Below are 22,418 nucleotides of genomic sequence, written 5' to 3' on the forward strand. Positions count from 1 at the left end.
TATTTCCTTTATTTCCTTTATTTCCTTTATTTCCTTTATTTCCTCATTTAATATTTTTAACGCTGTTAAACAGATATCTAAGTATTGTTCATTAGTAACATCAACAAAATGGGCATTATAGATTCTTATAAGCATCCCATTCCATTTAAAACGACCTGTTTTAGCGCTACACGATTCATGATTAAAAGTATTCAAATCTCCAGAATAGTATTGAGGTGAATACATAGAAATTCTAAAAAAAGTTCCATAACCAAATTCATTTTTCCATTTTTCCCCCAATATTTCATTTACAGTATCAGGCCAATTTATATTAAATCCAGTATCACCATAGTATTGCCTTGGTATTAACCAAAATCGGCCATTACGTTTTAGTAAAGCATATTTACGAGCATCAAATTTTGGTAATTTTGCTAGATCTTCGGGTGTATAGGAGTCAAGCTCTTGAGCTAATCTCAGTCTTTGTCTTTCCATTTGTCCACGAATCTGCGCATCCTGTTCTTTCTCTGTTAAAGGAATACATTTAAGTACAAGCCATGCCATAAATATTATGAGGGCAAGCCCACCAATGAAACCTTTAGAGAAATGATATTTTTTTATTTTCATTGCTTTTGATAGAGTGAATGACCGATCTTACTAATTTAAAGTATATTTCGATCGATTATTTAACATAATGGTGCTTATACGAAATACGTTTGTAACTCCAAAGTAGAAATGTCCGGTTTCTCCAAAGTAAAAATGTCCGCTTTTAGAATATGTGCTTTTGCGATGATCAAAGCGGACGGTTTGATATGTTGGTGTCTATGTCGGATAAAGAACTTAAACGATTGTCGATCTTGCAGGAAATCTGTGATCAACGCATAACTCAGTCCCGGGCTGCTCAGCTGCTTCATGTTTCAGAACGTCAGATCAGACGCTTACTGCAGAAATACAAAGCTCAAGGCCCAGTTGCATTAGCCCATGCCGGTCGTGGCCAAACCAGCAACTCAAGGCTTCCTGAAGAAATCAGGCTCAAGTGCCTCAATCTTGTCGCTGAGCAACTGCATGGTTTCGGACCCACTTTAGCGCCTGAAACGCCCGTATCAGCCTCGATATAACCGGGATTGTTATGGTGAACTGATTCAGATTGATGGCTCACATCATGACTGGTTCGAAGGACGTGCTGCCAAATGCTGTCTGCTGGTGTTTATTGATGATGCCACAGGAAAATTACAGCATTTACGCTTCTGTGAGTCGGAATCAGCCTTTGACTATATGATTTCAACACGCTTGTATGTCGAACAGCATGGTAAGCCTTTAGCGTTTTACAGCGACAAACATTCAGTCTTTAGGGTAAATCAAAGCAGCAAGAAAGACACCAAGATTACCCAATTTGGGCGAGTACTCAGTACCCTGAATATCGATATCATCTTCGCCAATTCACCCCAGGCCAAAGGTCGTGTAGAACGTGCCAATAGAACCCTTCAGGACCGTCTGATTAAAGAAATGCGCCTGGAAGGCATCTGTTCAATTGAAAAGGCGAATAAGTGGCTGCCCTGCTTTATTGAGCAGTTCAATCTCAAGTTTGCCAAGATGGCCTTTAATCCGAAGGATCTATACATCGGACTGTCACTGAAACAGCTGAGGAATTAGATGATATTTTTACCTGGCGTGAACCCCGCAGAGTCACGAACAGCCTGACGATTACTTATGATAAATGCGTATATCTCCTGGAAAATACGGCAGAAAATCAGAGGCTGATCGGTAAATATCTTGAGTTTCTGGAATACCCGGATGGCACGGTAGCCATTGAACATCAAGGAAGAAAAATCAATTACAGCATCTTCGATAAGTTAAGTCAGCTCAACCAGCGAGAGATCGTTGAGAATAAACGTTTAGGTGCTGTTCTGAATCATATTCAGCAACAGCATGAAGAATTAGAACAACAAAACAAACGAAATCGTTCTCAAAAGATGCCAAGCAGACGTGCACAGAAAACAGCAATCAAAGAACGAAATATGAATCCTGTGCTTGACTTGGAAATGTCCATATAGGACATTTCTATTTGGTTATTAGGTAGGACATTTCTACTTGGGAATAACAACGTTTTTAATATTAATTTAAAATCAGTATCTTATCTTGAATGATACCCTCTGGAACGATCTCGTTCAACCGACTTTGAAACAAGTCGGTTTTTTTGTGAGCGATTCTGGAATATTTCGCCAATAAATCAGATCAATGTCTAATCAAATTGAAACTTGGTTCAGTGTTCAATGCTTTCCCAGGGCAAAACGATCCCCAATTTCTGCGGATAAAATAGGGGGCTGCTTTTAAATCAACCTTGTACGCATTTGCTCACATCAATTCAGGTTCTTTGCATCTAGGTGATTTAGGGCTTATTTCTTATGATAGGGGACATAGAGAGCAGGATGCTCCAAAAAATAAAAACAAAGATAAGCACAAGGACGGGTTAAGGTACGACAGGAGTTATACCAAGCTAACCGATACAACAAAAGCCCGACAGGATGTCGGGCTTTTTCATTAACGATATTTAAATATTATGGGCCATTGTCATAATGCTTGTCTTTTTAAAGAAACCTTTGTGGTCTTTTTTGTCAAAGTGAGCATGATGCATACCATTCCTAAATAGAGAGTAGTCTGAAAATTTTCAGCTTTTTTTAATTTATTCTTAATAGGAGTTAATTTTTATCCGATAAATACGGCCTAAAAATTGTCTATCCTTGCCTATGGCATATAGCACATAGAGCTGACGGTTTTTTGGATCTACCGTTAAACTTTCTGGTTCCCAGTATTGTATTGAATGATTCGATGACATATTAAAATGGCCCAGTGTCACAGAATCCATTTTTTGAATCAGTTTACCTGTGAAGTCATACACATAGATTCTTTTCGGACCTTTATTTTTATTACCGCTTAACAGGTATATATAAGTTCCATCAGTGCTCAGCCCTTGAAATGCACATCGATCATGAGTGAAACCTGAATCAATTGGCCATTCATCTTCATATAAAAAGCGAATATCGGTTAAATTTTTTTTGCTAATAAGATCGAATTTAAAAATACGGATGACATTGGTTTTATGGTTGTTACCGCGTACCAGCAGATATTTTCCATCGGGGGTGAAGGTCGGCATGGTATTGGTAATTTTATTGTATCTTTTATCAAATACCTGAATCACTTGAGTATGACTGGGTTCTGCATTGGGCATATATTGAAATCTGAGAATATACCAGCCTTTATTCGGGATGGCTGAACCAGCAGAAGCAAAAAGAAAGTCACTCTGTGGATCGACCGAAATGCCTTGATGACCAATCAGGGATGAAGGTTTTTGCACATCTTGCGCCGACCATAAATTTGAATCCTGAAAATGAAACCGATTAATCACACCCTGTTCTGGATGGCCCTCCACATGCGTGGTATACAGCATCTTTTGTCTTTGATCGATCGCAAGACCTTGAACAATGTGCTGGTTCCCCAGTCCTGTTCTGATCAGGGTAATGGGTTCGGCAGCATCACCTAAATTGGCAGAGTGAGGAGAATCCATATCTTGCTCAAGATGATGGGTATTCAAAGGCACAGTTGCACTATAGGGTTGATAAAAGCGACTTAGAATCGAAAATAATTTTTTCATCTAAAAGGAGGCCTGATTCTTTTTTATTATTCTATGCTTTTGAAAATAGGCTATGCATTTAGATTATTGTAGCGCATAAAAAAGAGCACCGAAGTGCTCTTTTATTTTGACTTAAACTTTACCGCTTAGTAGTCAAAGCTAAAATGTTCAGGTGCCAGTGAGGTCATGGTTTTCGATGGATTGACCATTGCTTCGGCATGACCTTGGGTACGTGGCAGTAGGCGTTCAAAGTAGAAATCTGCTGTTTTGATTTTTGCTTTGTAGAATTCAGGCACTTCCTGACCTTCACCAGCAGCCAGTTTTGCAGAAGCTACAGCTGCTTGTTGCGCCCAGAAATAAGCCATCATTACATAGCCAGAGAACATCAAGAAATCGACAGATGCAGATGACACGATATCGCGGTCTTTACGTGCCGCCAGCATAATACGAACGGTGAGTGCATTCCATTGTGCGCAAAGCTTGGTCAAGTCCCAGGCAAAACGGCGCATGTATTTGTTACGCGCATGCTGACCACAGAATTTCAGGATTTCAGCCGTGTAATCGCGAATCACTTTACCTCTAGAGGTTAACAGGACTTTACGGCCAATCAGGTCAAGTGCCTGCACACCGGTGGTACCCTCGTAAAGGGTAGAGATACGTGAGTCACGAACAATCTGTTCCATGCCCCATTCTTTGATGTAGCCATGACCGCCGTAGACTTGCATACCGTGGTTGGCAGCTTCAAAACCCAATTCAGTCAAGAAACCTTTCAGGATAGGGGTGTAGAAACCTAGGTGATCATCATGTGCTTCATAGGCTGCAGTATCACCCTGTATTAAGGCATCAGCCATTTTGTCGGCAATTTGCGCGGCATAATAAATCATTGCACGACCGCCTTCAGCAATCGCTTTTTGAGTGAGTAGCATACGACGAACGTCAGCATGATGAATGATCGCATCAGCCACTTTTTCAGGGTCTTTCTTACCTGAAAGGGCACGCATCGACATACGCTCCTTAGCATAAGGAAGTGCACCCTGAAATGACAGTTCAGCATGGGCAATGCCCTGGATCGCGGTACCGATACGCGCAGTGTTCATGAAAGTGAACATGGCATGCAAGCCTTTGTGTGGCTCGCCAATCAGGTAACCCGTTGCATTGTCAAAGTTTAAAACGGCGGTTGCAGAAGCGCGAATCCCCATTTTGTGTTCGATTGAACCACAGCTGACAGGGTTGCGCTCACCCACTGTACCATCTGCATTGACCAGGAATTTTGGCACAATGAACAGCGAAATACCTTTGGTCCCGGCAGGCGCATCTGGAAGGCGGGCAAGAACAATGTGAATAATGTTTTCAGTTAAATCATGTTCACCGGCAGAGATAAAGATTTTCGTGCCCGAAATGGCATAGGTGCCATCTGCCTTGGGTTCCGCCTTGGTTTTGACCTGGCCTAAGTCCGTACCACATTGTGGTTCGGTAAGACACATCGTACCTGACCATTCTCCTGTCACCAGGTTAGGCATATAGGTGTTTTTTTGTGCTTCAGTACCAAACTGAAGAATCGTGTTCATACAGCCGACACTTAAACCCGGATACATCTGGAAGGCCCAGTTTGCAGTACCCATCATTTCTGATTTGATCAGGTTTAAAGATTGCGGCAGATTTTGACCGCCAAATTCTTCAGGGAAAGACAAACCTTGCCAGCCGCCTTGCACGAACTGGTCATAGGCTTCTTTAAAGCCTTTTGGGGTTTTGACTTCACCATTTTCAAAGTGACAGCCTTCTTCATCACTCGATTGGTTGAGTGGAGAAAGTACGTTTTCACAGAAATCTGCCGCACCTTCAAGAATCATGTCTACAGTGTCAGCATCCGCTGCTTCACCATTTGAAAGCGTTTTGTAGTGTGCCGGGTAATCAAGCACTTCGTTCATTAAAAAACGAATATCATGCAAAGGGGCTTTATATGCTGGCATAGTCTTAATCCTAATTTAGAAATAGTTCTGGATTATCTGTATCGATACCTTGATTATTCACATTTATCATCAAAAAACATTGATAAGGATAGCGATTAAAAATGTCAGAAATGCGAATTATAAAATATGCTCGACCCAATAGTATCAACATCCTATTATGTTATATTGGGTTATTCTGTAGCTTAGAACAGAATAAAGTATAATGAATATAAGGCGTTTACATGTGAAGGCACAACTAAAATATTTAACTTTTTGTCTTTGTAGTCTCAGTTTCGCAGGCTGTTCACAGCATGTCATAAAGACCAATCCGAATCAGGTGGCAACTGTAGAGCAAAGAGCGATTCATGGTCTAAATGCGATGTTTGAAACATCCAGTTATGATTTTCGGGGCAAGCTCAGTGTACAGTCTAGTCCGGACATAGGACGTCAAAAAGCACAGCAACAAGTCAATCCGGCGATAGCATTTGAACCGGCATTGAAAAAACGCTTAGATCAATATTTAAAAGCGCAGAATATCCGTTTAAACAGCACTGAAAAACAAAACCTGTATGCCGCTATGGCGAAACAGCAGCAAGGGCATGCGGACAGTTTTACTTCAGAGGACAAGCTGAGTTCATTCAATATTTTTGCATTGAATTTACTCAATAATACGCAATTTGAATATGATGGTTCTGTGCATTATCGAGAAAAGACCGCTGCTTTAAACTTGGCAGCCCGTTATGAAAAGCCGACCTTGCTGGTGCAAATGAAAGTACCGATGGTGGTCGATTTTAAAGAATATAAATTTTATACCAATTATTTTTCTTTGATGCCGTATTTGGTGAATAAAGACAGTCAAAACAGCTTTGCCTATATTGATTTCTCGAAATATAAAGCTGATTTTGAACGGGTAAATGTAGCGAAGTTGGCTGATTATTTAAAAGCGGTAAATGCCGTGCCATATATTTTGGCTGATGCTAGACAAATCAAAAGCCTGCCACTGAGCGTTGCAGAGAAGAACGGTCAGTTGACTGAAAAAATACGTTTTAGCAGCACCTTGGAAGAACTGATGTTGCAAATGGCCCTGTTTGAACAGGTGAATGAGCCGTATTTAAAGCGCTCCGTGCTGGGCTATACCACAGCTACTAAAGTGAGCGATGCCGGGAGTGAAAAGCAGGCGGGAGAGGCTGTAACCCAGGCTGTGGAAGATACTGCTTCACTTGTGCAAGCGGGTAAAGCTGATGCTGTGGCTCAAGACGGCACAGCCTATAGTGCAACACTTGCCTTGCGTGAACTGGTCAGCGACAAACTTTATGGTTCAGCCGATTCACTGGTAGACGAAGAGGATGTAGCGCTAGAAACAGAAACGGATGATGAAAGCCCGACAGAACAAGACACTGCTGATGAAACTATTACTCTTACAGTAGACGACTGCCAGCGTATAATTGCTACGCCAAAAACAGCCCAAGTCGGTGATTTAACATACTGCGTTTCTGCTTATGAATTAGATGCTTTTAAGCGTGTTGAACCGGTACAGATCACGGCTTCTGTTGAAGCGAAGGACCGTTCGGTACACGAAAAATTAGCCTTGGTCTTTGCACCGTATATTTCTGAACAGTTTATAGATGCAGCGCATTTTGCTGAGCTGTGGGCAACGCACCAGCCTGAAATTCGTCAGGTTCTGGCGGCAAGTTCGCCAGCTAAAAAGACCCCGATACAAATAGATGTCGCTTTAGATGCTCAGGGGCGTGCGGCACAGGTCGATTATGCTGTGCAATTCCTTACTGAAAAGTACGGTAAAATTGATGTACAGGCCGATATGCGTGTATTTAATTATGGGCAAGCCAGCAAAATTGACCGTGCTGCATTGCGCGATGCCAAGTCGATTCAAGAGGTGAGCAAAGGTTCAATTTTAGAAAAATGGGTGAAAGATGTAGGGCGAACTCTGGAGCAGCCAGCTGCTGTGATCGAAGGAACTAAAGCCGAAGCACCCGCCTTAAGCTATGAGGATGAGTTGAATCTGTTGGCCGATAAAACCTATCAGCAAGCCCAGTCGTTCAGTCAAACCTACCAAACCTTATTTTTGCTCGATATGGCTGCAGAGCAAAGTGAGTGGGTGAAAAACCTTAGTCCGCAAACCTTGCAAGAAATGGCAGAGGTGTATGCCTACTGGTTTAGCGATGAACAGTATTATGATCCTAAAGGCAAAGAACTTGAGCGCATTAAGGCCTTACAGAAAAAGCATCATCTTGAGGATGACAGCCAATTCAACCGGGCTATAGGCAGCCATGTTAATACCTTGACTGAGCGTGCTGTAGGCGAAGGTAAGGTCGCTGCAGCTTGGCACCAAGCCGCGAAGCAGTATAAGCAGCCACAGCATATTTTTGCCCAGCAATACCTGAAAGCATATCGGGTGGAATATCCGGACAATGCCGCCGACTCGCGTGTGCTCAAAGAAACTGCGCAGATTTTGGGGCAAAGCTATATCGACAGCAAGCATGGAAAATTAAGTCAGAAAACGATTCAAGACCTGACCCTTCAACATGCTGAAGTTATTAATTATGAAATATATATGGAAGTGTATGAAAATATGCAGAAATATGTAAAATAAACAGGAAGATGGTTCAAAAGAACCTCAGATCATCCTGAGGTTTTTTTGATGGATGTTAGTTAAAGAAAGTCTTTTAATTCAGGTTTAATGCCATTCCAGATATAAAAAGCTTCAATGGCTTGTCCAACCAGCATGCCATAACCTTCCGAGGTCGGAACACCGCGGGCTTTGGCTTGATCTAAAAAGCTGGATGGCTTGCCATAGGCCATTTCGTAGGCATACTCAAATTGTAAAGCTTCAGGTAAAACCAGAGCATCACCGGTTAAACTTGCCGAAGTTGCATTAATGACAATGTCAAAATGACCAGCCAGATCATTTAAAGAAGTGGCTTCAAGGGTGGCTTGCGGCACAGCGGGTTTTAAGTCGGTAACAAGTTGTTCTGCACGGGCTAAAGTCCGGTTAGCGATGATAATTTTTTTCGCACCCGCCTGTACCAAGGGGTAGATGACACCACGGGTTGCACCCCCTGCACCAATAATTAACAGCTCACTATTGTCGAGTTTCCAATCTAGAGCCTTGATGGCATCGACCAGACCTTGACCATCGGTATTGTCGCCATACAGCTTGCCATCCTGCATCCATAGGGTATTGACTGCCTTGGCAATTTTGGCACGTTCAGTTAATACGGCACAGGTTGCAAAAGCTTGCTCTTTAAAAGGCACGGTCACATTCATGCCAATCCCACCCTGAGCAAAGAATTGCTGGATATTGGCTTCAAAGCCATCCAGTGGGGCAAGGCGTTTGCTATAGATCAGGTCAATGCCAGTTTTTTTAGCAAAAGCATGATGCAGTTCTGGAGAACGTGATTGTTCGATTGGATTGCCAATCACGGCAAATTGTTTGCTCATTTCACAAGGTCCGTGTGCGGAAATGGCATTCAATATACGTGATTTTTCCCGCGGGCTAAAGCCACTACGGAAAGGAAAAATGACAAGGAAGAAAGAAGAGGGGGAAATCGTTAAAGCGGTAAAGTTAAATCCTGTTAAGGATTACAAATTTCGCGAATGGTATCTTCCAGCCACATGGCTGCAGTAAAAAATAGGGCAAAACCTGCAAATACGGTAAAGCTAATCGACACGCTGTCTGCAAGGGTGTTGTGTGAAAGCAAGGTAATGGTGATAGAACACACAATCAGGGTTAAAATACACCAAAATAAAATCACCTTATTATTTAACATTGTGTTGAGCATCGTTTCTCCTTCAAGCATACTTTTTTGTATTTATCCATGTTGATTAAATCAGTATAGGTCATGAATATCATAATCCAGTCTAAACGATTTTTGTGACACACTCGTGTCTAGTGCTGTAAGTAAATATGTCGGTTTTTCTTGCATTAATAGCCTGGTTGAGTATCTTAATTAAATTAAAATATTGATTTTAATTATTTAAATATTTTAAGTGCCGATTTTTTCAAAAGTTATTTCAGTGAAAAATCCCTTTTTCTGTAGTGAAAAAGGGATAAAAACTTTGTTATTTTTTAAGTTCAGTCAACCAGTCATGCGGTTTTAAATAATAGTCGGTTAAGCGTTTTTCTGGCGAATTTTCTTCCCATTCGGGATGATACGACCAGGCTGCCAATGGGGGCATACTGACCAAAATAGATTCAATCCGGCCGCCGGTTTGCAGACCAAATAAAGTGCCACGGTCATAGACCAGGTTATATTCGACATAACGGCCACGACGGTAAAGCTGGAAATCGCGCTGTGCTTTGCTATACGGTTCATCCTGATTGCGTTGAAAGATGGGAACAATCGCTTCTAGGTAACCATTGCCTACAGCCTGCATATACTGAAAGCAGGTTTCAAAATCCCACTGATTTAAATCATCAAAAAATAAGCCGCCAATACCACGCTGTTCGTCGCGATGTTTTAAATAGAAATAATCATCACACCATTTTTTGTGTTCTGCATACAACGTATCACCAAATGGTGCGCACAAATCATGGGCCTTTTGATGCCATGCCAAAACATCTTCATCATTCGGATAAAATGGTGTTAAGTCGAAACCGCCACCAAACCACCACACTGGATTCTGACCTTCTTTTTCGGCCATGAACAGGCGCACGTTGGCATGTGAAGTCGGCACATTGGGATTCTTCGGATGAATCACCAGCGACACACCCATGGCCTGGGCTTTAGCACCGGCAATTTGTGGATGGCGTTCTGTGGCAGAAGCGGGGAGTTTAGCAATGTTGATGTGAGAGAACATGACCCCGCCTTTTTCAATGACGTTGCCGTTTTGCAAGACCCGTGAACGACCACCACCACCTTCAGGGCGCTGCCAGTCATCAATTTCAAACCGAGCTGTGCCTCCTCCTTGTTGTTCTTGTTGTTCAAGGGCAGCACAAATACGTGCCTGTAAATCCACTAAAAAATCACGTACACGTTGAATATCATTAGAAGTCGGATGTTGCATCGGAACGCTCAGGATCATTATGAAGGAACTCATCACATCAAAGCATAAATTGTATAAAAGAGTAAGGACTTTTATGCAGCACGTTTTTTTATTGAAACAGATACCATCAATTTTATTGAGACTTTGATTCAAAGTGATCGCTGAAAAATATCCCGACTAGATCACTAGGTTGAATTCTATAAGCAAGCCCAGCAAAATGAGTTAAATATGTGATTCAAAATATGGGTTCGGTTATAAGTATAACCGGCTGTTGCAGTAGAGAGTGGATAGCAACGATGACGCGTTCTTTAATTCAAAAATATAATGTACCCGGACCCCGTTATACCAGTTATCCAACGGTGCCGTATTGGGAAGCCGAGCCATTTTCGCTTGATCTGTGGAAGCAGAGCTTAAAACGTTCATTTGATGAATCCAACCAGAGTGAAGGCATCAGTCTGTATATCCATCTGCCTTTCTGTGAAAGCCTGTGTACTTTCTGCGGCTGCCATAAAAAAGTGACCAAAAAGCATGAGATGGAACAGCCTTATATTCAGGCTGTGCTGAAAGAATGGGACTTGTATTGCCAGTTGCTGGTAACAAAGCCGAAAATTAAAGAAATTCATTTGGGCGGCGGCACACCGACCTTCTTTTCGGTTGAGCATTTACAACAGTTAATTCAGGGCATCTTGGCAAAGGCAGAGGTGGCTACCGAGCATGAATTCAGTTTTGAAGGGCATCCCAACAATACTACCCGTGAACATCTGCAAGCCTTATATGATCTGGGCTTTCGTCGGGTCAGTTACGGAGTTCAGGACTACAATGAAACCGTGCAAAAAGCCATCCACCGGATGCAGCCTTTTGAACATGTACAGCGTGTAACGGAGTGGGCACGTGAAATTGGTTATACGTCCATTTCACATGATCTGGTTTTTGGTCTGCCTTTTCAGAGTTTGCAAGATGTGCTGAATACCATTGATCAAACCAATCGGTTAAGGCCGGACCGTTTGGCGTTTTATAGCTATGCCCATGTTCCATGGATTAAGGGCAATGGCCAGCGTGGTTTTAAAGATGCTGATGTACCGAAAGATGAAATAAAACGCCAGTGCTATGAAGAAGGAAAGAATAAGTTACTGGCGCAAGGTTATCATGAAATTGGTATGGATCATTTTGCTCTAGAAAAAGACAGTATGTGCCAGTCCTTTAAACAGGGGACTTTACATCGTAATTTTATGGGCTATACCGCATCCAAAACCCAAGTGATGATTGGCTTGGGGATTTCTTCGATTAGCGACAGCTGGTACAGCTTTGCGCAAAATGAAAAAAAACTGGAAGACTACTATGCACGTCTGGAGCAAAATGAAATTCCGGTGGTCAAAGGCCATGTGCTGAGTACAGAAGACCTGATGATCCGTAAACATATCTTGAACTTGATGTGTACATTCAGCACCAGCTGGCAATCGGCAGCCATGCAATTTCCTGAATTGCCCGAAGTTTTACTGCAACTTGAAGAAATGCAACATGATCAATTACTACAGATTGATGAGCAGGGCATTACCGTGACTGAGCAAGGCAAACCTTTTGTACGTAATATCTGTATGGCCTTTGATTTACGCCTAAAACGCCGCGTTCCGGAGAATCGGATTTTTTCGATGACGATTTGAATCTCCCCCTCTTGCGCAACAGTGTTGCTCATCTTTACCAAAGAGGGGGAAGCCTCCCTTTTTAAAGGTGAGGAGCACTGCTCCGCAAGGGAGAGGGATTTATTTAAAAAGAGGAGATGAGATGATTTAAAAATCGCCTTTCTTATACATATGCGCCATGCGTTCATGCTTGGTTTTTAAATACTCGGCATTAAAAGGATTCAAACCGACAGTTAGCGGCACACGGTTCACCACATCAATGCCCAGTTCTTGTAGTGCCTGAATCTTTGAAGGGTTATTGGTGATCAGTTTGACCTGTTTCACCTGCAAGTGGTCGAGCATGATGGTACACATGTCATAGTGTCGTGCATCCGCGGGCAAGTTCAGCATCAAGTTGGCATCAACCGTATCGTGTCCCTGATCTTGCAGGGCATAGGCACGAATCTTGTTGGTTAGTCCAATACCGCGACCTTCCTGACGTAAATACAGAATCACGCCTTGACCGACTTCATTAATCAGTTTCTGGGTGGCTTGCAGTTGCGGGCCGCAATCGCATTTCAGTGAAGCAAAGGCATCACCGGTTAAACACTCAGAATGTATTCTCACCAATACCGGTCCGACAGGCGGCATATCCAGACCTTTAGACAGTGCTACATGTTCTTCACCCGTTTTAGGATCTTGAAATACCGTGATTTTAAATTCACCAAAAGCGGTTGGTAATCTTGAAGTCGCGACAAATTCTATGGGCACTGCTTAACTCGTTAAATAGTTCATTAATTAGCTAAAGTATAGCTGAATGATTGGACATTAGTTGAATTGTAAAGATGAATTTATGCAGAAGATTTTCTTTTTTGTATAAAGAGAACGATAATGGTTGATAAATAGTAAGATTATTCAGGATAATCTCGCTCATGAACAAACACCCAGTGTAGAGATTTGCCTCTAAACTGCATCGCTAGAAATGTGGCTGATTTAAAGGTGATACAATTCGATCATTATGCTCGAATAAACCCATTGACCTAGCTTAGGATTTGCCAGGCTTTAGAAGGCTTCGCCATTTATGTTGTATACAGAAATACCGACTCACCGACCTGTAACTCCGTTGCTGAATGTGATTGATCATCCGCAACAATTACGATTGCTCGAGCGCAGCCAACTAGAACAAGTGGCAGATGAGTTACGTCAGTACATTTTGTATGCAGCAGGACAAAGCGGTGGACACTTTGGTGCTAACCTGGGGGTGATCGAACTCACTGTGGCTTTGCACTATTGTTTTAATACGCCGCATGACCGTCTGATCTGGGATGTGGGTCATCAGGCCTATCCGCATAAAGCTTTGACTGGTCGCCGTGAACAGTTGACTACCATTCGTGCCAAAGACGGTTTGGCTGCCTTTCCTGCACGTGAAGAATCGATATTCGATACTTTTGGCGTGGGACATTCTTCAACAGCCATTTCTGCGGGATTGGGCATGGCACTGGCACGCCGTTATCAGAACGATCCGTGTGAAGTGGTGTCGATCATTGGAGATGGTGCCATGACGGCCGGTATGGCCTTCGAAGCCATGAATGATGCCGTTGCACATGATGCAGATTTAATCGTGGTACTGAATGACAATGACATGTCCATTTCATGCAGTACAGGTGGATTTGCCAAACATCTGGCTGCCATTTGGGAACGTGGCGAGTCGGTGAATGTTACTGATGAGGGTGATGCGTATATCCAGCCGCATCCGGAATGGACTTACAATTCCCGTTTGCACTGTGCTGCCACTGAAGCTGCAGATAATCTGTTTAAAGCCATTGGTTTTGATTATTTTGGCCCATTTGACGGCCATGATGTCAATCAGCTGGTACAGGTATTTAATGCCCTAAAAAAACGTAAAGGTCCGCGTTTAATTCATGTCTATACCAAAAAGGGTAAAGGCTTTGCGCCTGCGGAAGCCGACCAGATTAAATACCATGCCATCAGTAAATTAAATACTGTATCCTCAAGCAATGCAGCACCGAAATATTCCGATGTGTTTGGACAATGGCTTTGTGATGAAGCTGCCCAAGATCAGCGTTTGCTGGCGATTACGCCGGCTATGTGTGAAGGTTCGGGCATGGTGCAGTTTGCCAAACAGTTCCCGGAACGCTTTTTTGATGTGGCGATTGCCGAACAGCATGCCGTGACCCTGGCAGCAGGGATGGCCTGTGAGGGCTTAAAACCAGTCGTAGCGATTTATTCGACTTTTCTGCAACGCGGTTATGATCAGCTGATTCATGATGTGGCCTTGCAAAATCTGGATGTCACTTTTGGTATCGACCGTGCCGGGCTAGTGGGTGAAGATGGCCCAACCCATGCAGGGGCTTATGACTATGCCTTTATGCGTACCGTACCCAATATGGTGATTATGGCGCCTAAAGATGAAAATGAATGTCGTCAAATGCTGCATACTGCTTATTTATACAATGGTCCAGCGGCGGTACGTTACCCGCGTGGCAATGGTGTAGGGGTTGAAATTCAGCAACAAATGACGGCTTTGGAGATTGGTAAAGCAGAAATTGTGGCCAGTTTTAATGAATCTCAAGAAGACCAGATCAGCATTCTGGCATTCGGTAGCCGTGTCAGTGTGGCGGTAGAAGCAGCACAAACACTCGCTGCTAGCCATGAGGTGGGGGTACGTGTGGTGAATATGCGCTTCGTTAAACCGCTGGATGAGCAGATTATTGAACAGTTGGCTGCGACAACCAGTCTATTTGTCACTGTTGAAGAACATGCGGTAATGGCAGGCGCAGGTAGTGCGGTAAACGAGTATTTGGCGCAGGCGAAAATTGTTAAACCAATCTTGAATTTGGGGCTGGCAGACATCTTCATGCACCAGGCTTCACATGCACAGATGTTGCAACAAGCCGGGCTGGATGCCAAAGGAATTGAAAAATCAGTTGAATTGGCCTGGTCAAAGCTTGTGCAGTCGGTGTCCTGATCAATTTAAAAAATTTTAGAAACATTTTTTCCCTAAAAGCCCTCGTATTTGTTAAAATGTGAGGGCTTTTATGCATTATTCTTTATCAATATCTTCAAATTTGTAGTGGGTGTTCAATGGAACCTATGGTGGTGATGGCTGCGCGTGCGGCTCAATTAGTTGGTCAAGAGCTTTTAAAAGCGCATCAAAATCGTCATAAACTCGATCTACAAGTCGAAGAAAAAGGGATTGATGGTCCGGTAACGCGTGTAGACCGTTATTTGGAACAATTGACTATCGATACGCTACGTAAAAGCTATAAAAACCACAGCTTCCTTGGTGAAGAGTTTGGTCTGCAAGAAGGTAAAGGTCACGACGCCGAATGGTGCTGGGTGATCGACCCGCTTGATGGAACTTTAAACTTCATTAACGGTTTCCCGCATTTCTGTATTTCTATTGCTGTTCAGCACAAAGGTGTGACTCAACACGGCGTGATTTATGACCCTGTAAAAGATGAGTTATTCTCTGCCAGTCGTGGTCGCGGTGCCATGTTGAATCAACGCCGTATTCGCGTAAATGTCAAAGACAGCCTGCAAAATACTTTCCTTGCCGTAGGTCATGCTTACCGTGCTAAACGTAACGGTGAAGTGATCTCTTATGCAAAAAACCATTTTGAGTCATTATTGAACGTGACTGAAGCGGGTGCACAATACCGTCGTGCAGGTTCTGCTGCATTAGATTTGGCTTATGTTGCTGCAGGCCGTTTGGATGGTTATTTTGAACTGGGTCTGAAACCGTGGGATATCGCTGCAGGCGAGCTCATCGTGAAAGAAGCGGGTGGTACTGTAGTGGATGCACGTGGTGGTGCCGATTCTATGGAAAATGGTCAAGTACTTGCTTGCTCTATGAAAATGCTTAAGCCTTTAATGCAAGCTGTTGTTCCGGCTTGGGGTGACGCAGCGAAGTAAGATCGATTGAATCGAGTGACATGACAAAAAAGCTCTCCTTGCGAGGGCTTTTTTTATTTCTGGATTAAATTCCTGATTCAATGAAAATGCCGGATAGCGTCTATTTGCCCGCATTTTTATCCAGATAAAGCGTTACAATATTACCTGTTTAAAAATTAAACAAAATTAAGTTGTAAAATAGACTGTTACTGAAAAAAACAGTATGTATGCATCATTTGATCGAAAAAAATGATTACTTTTTTAAATGGTTCTGTTATTATGCCGGCACGCACTTAAATTTCCGTTCTTTACCTGAACATTATCTTCTAATCATTGTATGCGCGTGCTGTCCATAGAGAGGACATATCCTTCGCGCCCCAATCGCTTAAGCGATTCCTTCAGGTTTGCGGCCGTAATCATGCGTGCGTTATATCCACATCGTCGTTATTCGGATCGCTGCTGAATCCTTATTTTTTCAGCTCTAATTGCTGTGCCGCTTTTTGCCGATGTCCATATTGTAATTTATTAAATGGAGCACCCATTTCAGGGTGAATACTCTCTATGAGCAAAACTTTTGCTGATTTTTCCCTCGATGAGTCATTAACACAGGCTCTTGAAGGTTTAGGCTTTACTACGCCAACTCCTGTACAAGAACAAGCGATTCCTGCTGCGCTTGAAGGTAAAGACCTTTTAGTATCAAGCCAAACCGGTTCTGGTAAAACAGCTGCATTCTTGCTTCCAACTTTGAATGCACTTGCAAATCAAGATACTTTCGTACCGTTTAAAGAACGTATGAAAGCAATTACTCAACCATCTATTTTGGTAATTTCTCCGACTCGTGAGCTTGCACAGCAAGTATGTCAGGATGCGATTGCCTTGGTTCGCCATATGAAAGGCGTACGTGTAGCTGCAATCATGGGTGGTATGCCTTTTGGTAAACAAATCCAGCAGTTAAAAGGCGCACAGGTTGTTGTAGCGACTCCAGGTCGTTTACTTGACTTGGTTAACCGTCGTCAAATTAAACTCGACAAAGTTGATTCATTAATTGTTGATGAAGCTGACCGTATGCTGGATCTTGGGTTCTCTGAAGATCTAGAAGCCATTGGTGATTTGGCTGCAAACCGTAAGCAAACACTTATGTTCTCTGCGACTTTTGCACCACGTATCATTACACTTGCAGAACGCATGATGAATGATCCGATGCGTATTTCGATTGAAACTGGTCACTCTACAAATACTGATATTACTCAGACTTTGCATTGGACTGACGGTTTCGAACATAAGAAAAAACTTCTTACTCACTGGTTGAACGAAGAAGACGTTGATCAAGCAGTCGTATTTGCTTCTACTCAAGAAGACACAGATATGTTGGCTGAAGAACTTGCTGAAGCAGGTTTATCCGTTGTAGCACTTCATGGTGCGATGCCACAAACTGTTCGTAACCGTCGTTTACGTAGCATCCGTGAAGGCCGTGCTAAGATTCTGGTTGCAACTGACGTTGCTGCACGTGGTCTTGACGTACCAACCATTTCTCACGTAATTAACTTCGGTCTCCCAATGAAGAACGAAGACTATGTACACCGTATTGGTCGTACTGGCCGTGCCGGTCGTACTGGTAAAGCAATTACTTTAGCGACTTACCGTGAACGCGGTAAAATTCGTGCGCTAGAAGACTTCCTTGAAGCACGTTTGAACGTATCTGAAATTGAAGGTCTTGAGCCATCTCCACCTCCTGCACGCGGTAGTCGTGATGGCGGCGGTCGTGGTCGTGGCGGTCGTGATGGCGGTGGTCGTGGTCGTGGTGGTTTTGGCGGTCGTGATGGCGGTGGTCGTGCACGTTTTGAAGGCGAAAGTAACTTCAAACGTCGTGAAGGCGGTGATGATCGTCCACGTCGCAGCTACGATGACAAACCACGTGGCGAACGTCCAGCATTCGGTGGAGAAGACCGTCCACGTCGTGAATTCAATAGCGACCGTCCACGTCGTGAAGGTGGTTTCGGTGATCGTCCACAACGCAGCTTTGGCGGTGAAGATCGTCCACGTCGCGAATATAATGGCGACCGTCCACAACGTAGCTTTGGCGGTGAAGATCGTCCACGTCGTGAAGGTGGTTTTGGCGACCGTCCACAACGTTCTTTTGATGACCGTCCGAAGCGTGATTTCGGTGATCGTCCAGCTCCACGTCGTGAAGGTGGTTTTGGCGACCGTCCTCGTTCTAACGATGACAACCGTGGTAACCGCGTAGACTATAAACCAGCAGGTGATCGTCCACGTCGCGAATTCAATGGCGACCGTCCACAACGTAGCTTTGGTGATCGTCCACAACGTTCGTTTGGTGATGATCGTCCTAAGCGTTCTTTCAGTGAAGATCGTCCTAAACGCAGTTTTGGTGAAGATCGCCCACGTCGCAAATTTAACGACTAATAACGTTAGATTTGGGTAGTAAAAAACCGGTGGAAACACCGGTTTTTTTATGGGATTAATCTTTGATCTTGTTGAGTAGAAATGTATACTGGATCATAGTTTGTCTTGATTCTGTTAAATATGAATAATGAATCTAATTATTATGTTTGGAATTTTAATCAAGAGGTGATTATGCCTTATATTGGTTTAATTTTATTACTCATCAATATTGCATACTATATCTATAATAGCTTTCTGTAACACAGTATCCTGTTTGTTAAAATAATTGCACCACAATTAAATAATTAAAAAATTATGGTAAATCGGTTGCTTTTTACCTAAAGGTAACATTTTAAACCCGAATCCTTTATAGTATGCATGCTGAAAAAATGCAGGAAAACCCTCAGCTATGAATAATCAAATACCTCAGCAAGCTCAATCTTGGATTGAAGTCCATGATTTGAGTTTTAAACGAGGGAAACGTGTCATTTTCGATAATGTCAGTTTAAAAATTCGGCGTGGCCAGATTACCGCGATTATGGGGCCTTCAGGTACGGGAAAAACCACTTTGCTGCGTCTGATTGGTGGTCAGTTGACGCCTGAGCACGGTGAAATTCTCTTGGACGGCAAAAGTATTGCAGATATGTCACGTCAGGAATTATTTGCTGCACGTGCACGTATGGGTATGCTATTCCAAAGCGGTGCACTGTTTACCGATATGAGCGTCTATGAAAACGTGGCTTTTCCGTTACGTGCACATACGCAACTTTCGGAACATCTGATTGCCGAGCTGGTGGCACTCAAACTGGAAGCGGTAGGCTTGCGGGGTACTGAAAAGCTGATGCCTTCAGAGCTGTCAGGCGGGATGAACCGTCGTGTGGCCTTGGCTCGCGCCATTGCACTGGATCCGGAGCTGATCATGTACGATGAACCTTTTGCCGGCCAAGATCCGATTGTAAAAGGGGTTCTCGCCCGTTTAATTCGTACCTTGCGTGAAGCACTGGATTTAACCACGATTATTGTGTCGCACGATGTGGGAGAAACCCTATCTATTGCCGATTACATCTATATTATCGCGGAAGGGATTATTCAGGGTGAAGGCACGCCGGCTGAATTAATGCAGCATGAATCGGCATTTGTTCGTCAGTTCTTAACCGGTGCTGCTGAAGGTCCTGTCGATTATCAGTTTAGCCATACGGCTTATTTAAGTGATGAGGTGCGTTCATGAATGCTATTGCCTCATTAGGTAGACGCGTTATTGAACGCGTTCAGGGGATAGGGGTGGCAACCCAGATGTTGCTGCAAATCCTGTTTTCCATGCCGACCTGGCTCGGGGTTAAGCTGTTTATTTACCAAATGTACCGTATTGGTGTGATGTCTTTATTGATTATTGCCGTATCGGGTTTATTTATTGGTTTGGTACTGGGCTTACAAGGCTATTCCATTTTGGTCAATATCGGCTCAGAAGCCATGCTGGGCACCATGGTGTCTTTAACCTTATTAAGAGAGCTAGCTCCTGTAGTGGCGGCATTGCTGTTTGCAGGGCGTGCCGGCTCGGCTTTAACGGCTGAAATTGGCCTGATGAAAGCCACAGAGCAGCTGGCCAGTATGGAAATGATTGGGGTCGATCCGCTAAAGCGTATTGTTTCCCCGCGTTTATGGGCCGGTATTGTCAGTCTGCCGATGTTATCGATTATTTTTGGTGCCATCGGCATCATGGGCGGTAAAATGGTCGGCGTCGATTTCTTAGGGGTAGATGAAGGTTCTTTCTGGAGTGGCATGCAAAATAGCGTGCAGTTCTATAAAGATATTTTCAATGGCACCATTATTAAAAGCCTGGTTTTTGCATTGCTTTGTACCTGGATTGCGGTCTATCAAGGCTATGCCTGTGTGCCAACGTCAGAAGGAATTGCAACATCAACTACGCGAACAGTAGTGTATTCCTCATTGTGTGTTTTGGGTTCTGATTTTGTGTTGACTGCGGTCATGTTTGGAGGTGTTTAATGAAATCACGTGCAAGTGAGTTGGCCGTAGGTATTTTTGTCATTCTTACCGGTATTGCGTTATTTTTCTTGGCCATGAAAGTCAGTGGCCTGATGGGAACCAACCTGCGTGACAGCTATAACATGACTGCAAGTTTTGATAATGTGAACGGTCTGAAACCGCGTGCCAAAGTGACCATGAGTGGTGTCACCATTGGTCGTGTTACCGATATTACCCTTGATCCGGTATCGCGTTTGGCAACGGTGTATTTCGAGCTGGATGGCAAGTTAACGTCTTTCAACAAAGAGCAGCTGAAAAAGGTTCAAGCCAATGCTTTGGAAGAATTGCGCTATAGCACAGAATACAGTGAAGCGGACCCTGCGAAACAAAAAGAAATGGAAAAGCAACTTGTTGTTAACATGAACTCCATCACCAGTATTGATGAAGATGCTTATATTATGGTGGCCACCAATGGCTTATTGGGTGAAAAATATTTGAAAGTGGTACCAGGTGGCGGCCTAAACTATATCAAACGTGGTGAAAGCATTGCCAATACCCAAGGCACCATGGATCTTGAAGATCTGATCAGCAAGTTCATTACTGGCGGTGCGGGCAAGTCATCAGCGAAAGCGGCGGAAGAAAAAACATCAACTGAATCAACAGAAGATGCGCAAACTTCATTTGTTGAATAATTTGGAGAGGAGAATTTAGTGAATACCTTACTTAAACATACACTTGGCATAAGTGTTTTATCAACAATGATGGCGAGTGCTGCTTTTGCACAACCAGCTGAAACTCCACCAGCTTTTGTAAAAAAAGTGGCGGATGGTCTGATTAGCCGTTTAAAAGCGGATCAGGCAAAATTGCAAAACAATCCTGCTGCAGTGAAAGCGATTGTGCGTCAAAACCTGGATCCTTATATTGATTCACAAGCCTTTACCCGTCTGGTGATGGGAACTTATGCGACCAATCAGTATAGTACGGCTGCTCAGCGTGCCAAGTTTGAACACAATTTTCGTGAAACTTTAATCGAAAATTACGGTACAGCGTTTGCTAAATATACCAACCAGACTTATAGCCTGCGTCCATATAAAGAAACCAATAGCAAAAATCCTGTGGTCACGATTGATTTTAACAACAAAGGTGAAAAAACTCCGGTATCTTTCCAGTTGGTGGATAAAGGCAATCAATGGAAAGTGCGTAATATCAATGTAGCGGGTATTGATTTAGGTTTACAGTTCCGTAATCAGTTTGCTGCAACGGTAAAACGTAATGGTGGCAATATCGATAAAGCTATTGCGAACTTCCAACCAGATGCATCTGTAAATAAAAAATAACTGGGAAGGGTGTTCAGTGATTCAATTCATTCATCAGGAATTGCAGGTTTCCGGCAAAATAGATTATGCCAATGCAGAGGACTATTACCAGCAAGGTTTGAAACTGATTCAATCGCAACATCAGTTTCCGGTGGTAGTCAATCTGGCAGAGCTGGAACAGGGCAGTACGCTGGCACTGGCAGTACTGGTGCGCTGGTTGCGTCAGACCCCGAAAGCTCAGGGTCTGCAATTTAAAGCAGTCCCTGAGAAAATGATGAAAATCATTCAGGCCTGTCATTTGCAAGATGATCTGCAACTGATTGGCTAAACCAATAAAAAAGCACCGGAAGGTGCTTTTTTATTGAGCTGAGCTTGTAAGAGATGATCCTAGCCAAAATAATGGACAGCATTTCCCTCTAAAGATAACGTAACGTTAACTTTGGAGATACACGCAGGCTATCTTGCGCAGCAGTGCTGCTCAAGTCCTGAATTTAAACAGCAAGCAATTGATTATGCACTTTCAAACTCACACGAATCTGTAGCTGCAATCGCCCAGAAATTAGGTGTTGGTTATTCAACATTGGATAAATGGATTCGTGAAACCAATCCGGCGGGTTCAAGC

General features: G+C 43.3%; 18 protein-coding genes and 1 pseudogene. 12 read left to right on the forward strand and 7 right to left on the reverse strand.

The window, feature by feature from the left end:
• Positions 1-603 (reverse strand): hypothetical protein (locus ACE01T_RS03030; RefSeq protein WP_395518710.1); only part of this gene is annotated, 603 nt, incomplete at its 3' end.
• Between the two features lie 197 nt (positions 604-800).
• Here ACE01T_RS03030 and ACE01T_RS03035 point away from each other — a divergent pair.
• Positions 801-2,030, forward strand: a pseudogene (locus ACE01T_RS03035) (ISNCY family transposase).
• A gap of 635 nt (positions 2,031-2,665) precedes the next feature.
• Here ACE01T_RS03035 and ACE01T_RS03040 read toward each other — a convergent pair.
• Complete coding sequence (locus ACE01T_RS03040) at positions 2,666-3,628, reverse strand: YncE family protein (protein WP_395518711.1); 963 nt, start codon at positions 3,626-3,628, stop codon at positions 2,666-2,668.
• Positions 3,629-3,753: 125 nt separating this feature from the next.
• Complete coding sequence (locus tag ACE01T_RS03045) at positions 3,754-5,577, reverse strand: acyl-CoA dehydrogenase C-terminal domain-containing protein (protein ID WP_395518712.1); 1,824 nt, start codon at positions 5,575-5,577, stop codon at positions 3,754-3,756.
• Positions 5,578-5,800: 223 nt separating this feature from the next.
• Here ACE01T_RS03045 and ACE01T_RS03050 point away from each other — a divergent pair, with 223 nt between their 5' ends.
• Positions 5,801-8,167: a hypothetical protein gene (locus ACE01T_RS03050; RefSeq protein WP_395518713.1), complete on the forward strand. Its 2,367-nt coding sequence runs from the start codon at positions 5,801-5,803 to the stop codon at positions 8,165-8,167.
• A gap of 59 nt (positions 8,168-8,226) precedes the next feature.
• Here ACE01T_RS03050 and aroE read toward each other — a convergent pair whose 3' ends face one another.
• From aroE to hemF, 3 genes are all read right to left on the reverse strand, one after another.
• Complete coding sequence (gene aroE / locus ACE01T_RS03055; RefSeq protein ID WP_395518714.1) at positions 8,227-9,015, reverse strand: shikimate dehydrogenase; 789 nt, start codon at positions 9,013-9,015, stop codon at positions 8,227-8,229.
• Positions 9,016-9,149: 134 nt separating this feature from the next.
• Positions 9,150-9,356 (reverse strand): hypothetical protein, encoded by a 207-nt coding sequence (locus ACE01T_RS03060; RefSeq protein WP_086195801.1) that lies wholly within the window; start codon positions 9,354-9,356, stop codon positions 9,150-9,152.
• Between the two features lie 280 nt (positions 9,357-9,636).
• Positions 9,637-10,581, reverse strand: a complete 945-nt coding sequence (gene hemF, locus ACE01T_RS03065; RefSeq protein WP_395518718.1) for an oxygen-dependent coproporphyrinogen oxidase — start codon at positions 10,579-10,581, stop codon at positions 9,637-9,639.
• Positions 10,582-10,856: 275 nt separating this feature from the next.
• On the opposite strand from hemF, the gene hemN reads away from it, so the two are divergent.
• Positions 10,857-12,221: an oxygen-independent coproporphyrinogen III oxidase gene (hemN, locus tag ACE01T_RS03070; RefSeq protein WP_395518715.1), complete on the forward strand. Its 1,365-nt coding sequence runs from the start codon at positions 10,857-10,859 to the stop codon at positions 12,219-12,221.
• A gap of 126 nt (positions 12,222-12,347) precedes the next feature.
• On the opposite strand, the gene ribA is transcribed toward hemN, so the two are convergent.
• Positions 12,348-12,950: a GTP cyclohydrolase II gene (gene ribA / locus ACE01T_RS03075; protein WP_395518716.1), complete on the reverse strand. Its 603-nt coding sequence runs from the start codon at positions 12,948-12,950 to the stop codon at positions 12,348-12,350.
• 310 nt (positions 12,951-13,260) lie between these two features.
• On the opposite strand from ribA, the gene dxs reads away from it, so the two are divergent.
• The 9 genes from dxs to ACE01T_RS03120 all read left to right on the forward strand — a co-directional run.
• Positions 13,261-15,168 carry a 1-deoxy-D-xylulose-5-phosphate synthase gene (gene dxs / locus ACE01T_RS03080; protein ID WP_395518717.1) on the forward strand — a complete coding sequence of 636 codons (1,908 nt, stop codon included), beginning with the start codon at positions 13,261-13,263 and terminating at the stop codon, positions 15,166-15,168.
• Positions 15,169-15,284: 116 nt separating this feature from the next.
• A complete protein-coding gene (locus ACE01T_RS03085) occupies positions 15,285-16,115 on the forward strand; it encodes an inositol monophosphatase family protein (RefSeq protein WP_166168685.1) in 831 nt (276 codons plus the stop codon).
• Positions 16,116-16,655: 540 nt separating this feature from the next.
• Positions 16,656-18,518, forward strand: a complete 1,863-nt coding sequence (locus ACE01T_RS03090; protein ID WP_180080507.1) for a DEAD/DEAH box helicase — start codon at positions 16,656-16,658, stop codon at positions 18,516-18,518.
• Positions 18,519-18,906: 388 nt separating this feature from the next.
• Positions 18,907-19,725: an ABC transporter ATP-binding protein gene (locus ACE01T_RS03095; RefSeq protein WP_086195794.1), complete on the forward strand. Its 819-nt coding sequence runs from the start codon at positions 18,907-18,909 to the stop codon at positions 19,723-19,725.
• The gene (gene mlaE / locus ACE01T_RS03100; protein ID WP_166168689.1) at positions 19,722-20,501 is read left to right on the forward strand and encodes a lipid asymmetry maintenance ABC transporter permease subunit MlaE; all 780 of its coding nucleotides are present in this window, start codon (positions 19,722-19,724) and stop codon (positions 20,499-20,501) included. The genes ACE01T_RS03095 and mlaE overlap by 4 nt, the downstream gene beginning before the upstream one ends.
• A complete protein-coding gene (gene mlaD, locus ACE01T_RS03105; RefSeq protein WP_086195792.1) occupies positions 20,501-21,172 on the forward strand; it encodes an outer membrane lipid asymmetry maintenance protein MlaD in 672 nt (223 codons plus the stop codon). Before mlaE ends, mlaD begins: the two co-directional genes overlap by 1 nt.
• 18 nt (positions 21,173-21,190) lie before the next feature.
• Entirely contained in the window at positions 21,191-21,817 is a 627-nt protein-coding gene (locus ACE01T_RS03110) for an MlaC/ttg2D family ABC transporter substrate-binding protein (RefSeq protein WP_086195791.1), read from the forward strand.
• A gap of 16 nt (positions 21,818-21,833) precedes the next feature.
• Positions 21,834-22,124 (forward strand): STAS domain-containing protein, encoded by a 291-nt coding sequence (locus tag ACE01T_RS03115; RefSeq protein ID WP_086195790.1) that lies wholly within the window; start codon positions 21,834-21,836, stop codon positions 22,122-22,124.
• 117 nt (positions 22,125-22,241) lie between these two features.
• Positions 22,242-22,418, forward strand: a 177-nt coding sequence (locus ACE01T_RS03120) for a helix-turn-helix domain-containing protein (protein ID WP_395518719.1), incomplete at its 3' end; no start/stop codon positions are given.

Origin of the sequence: Acinetobacter uliginosus, from assembly GCF_044130295.1 — a bacterium.
Taxonomy (GTDB): domain Bacteria; phylum Pseudomonadota; class Gammaproteobacteria; order Pseudomonadales; family Moraxellaceae; genus Acinetobacter.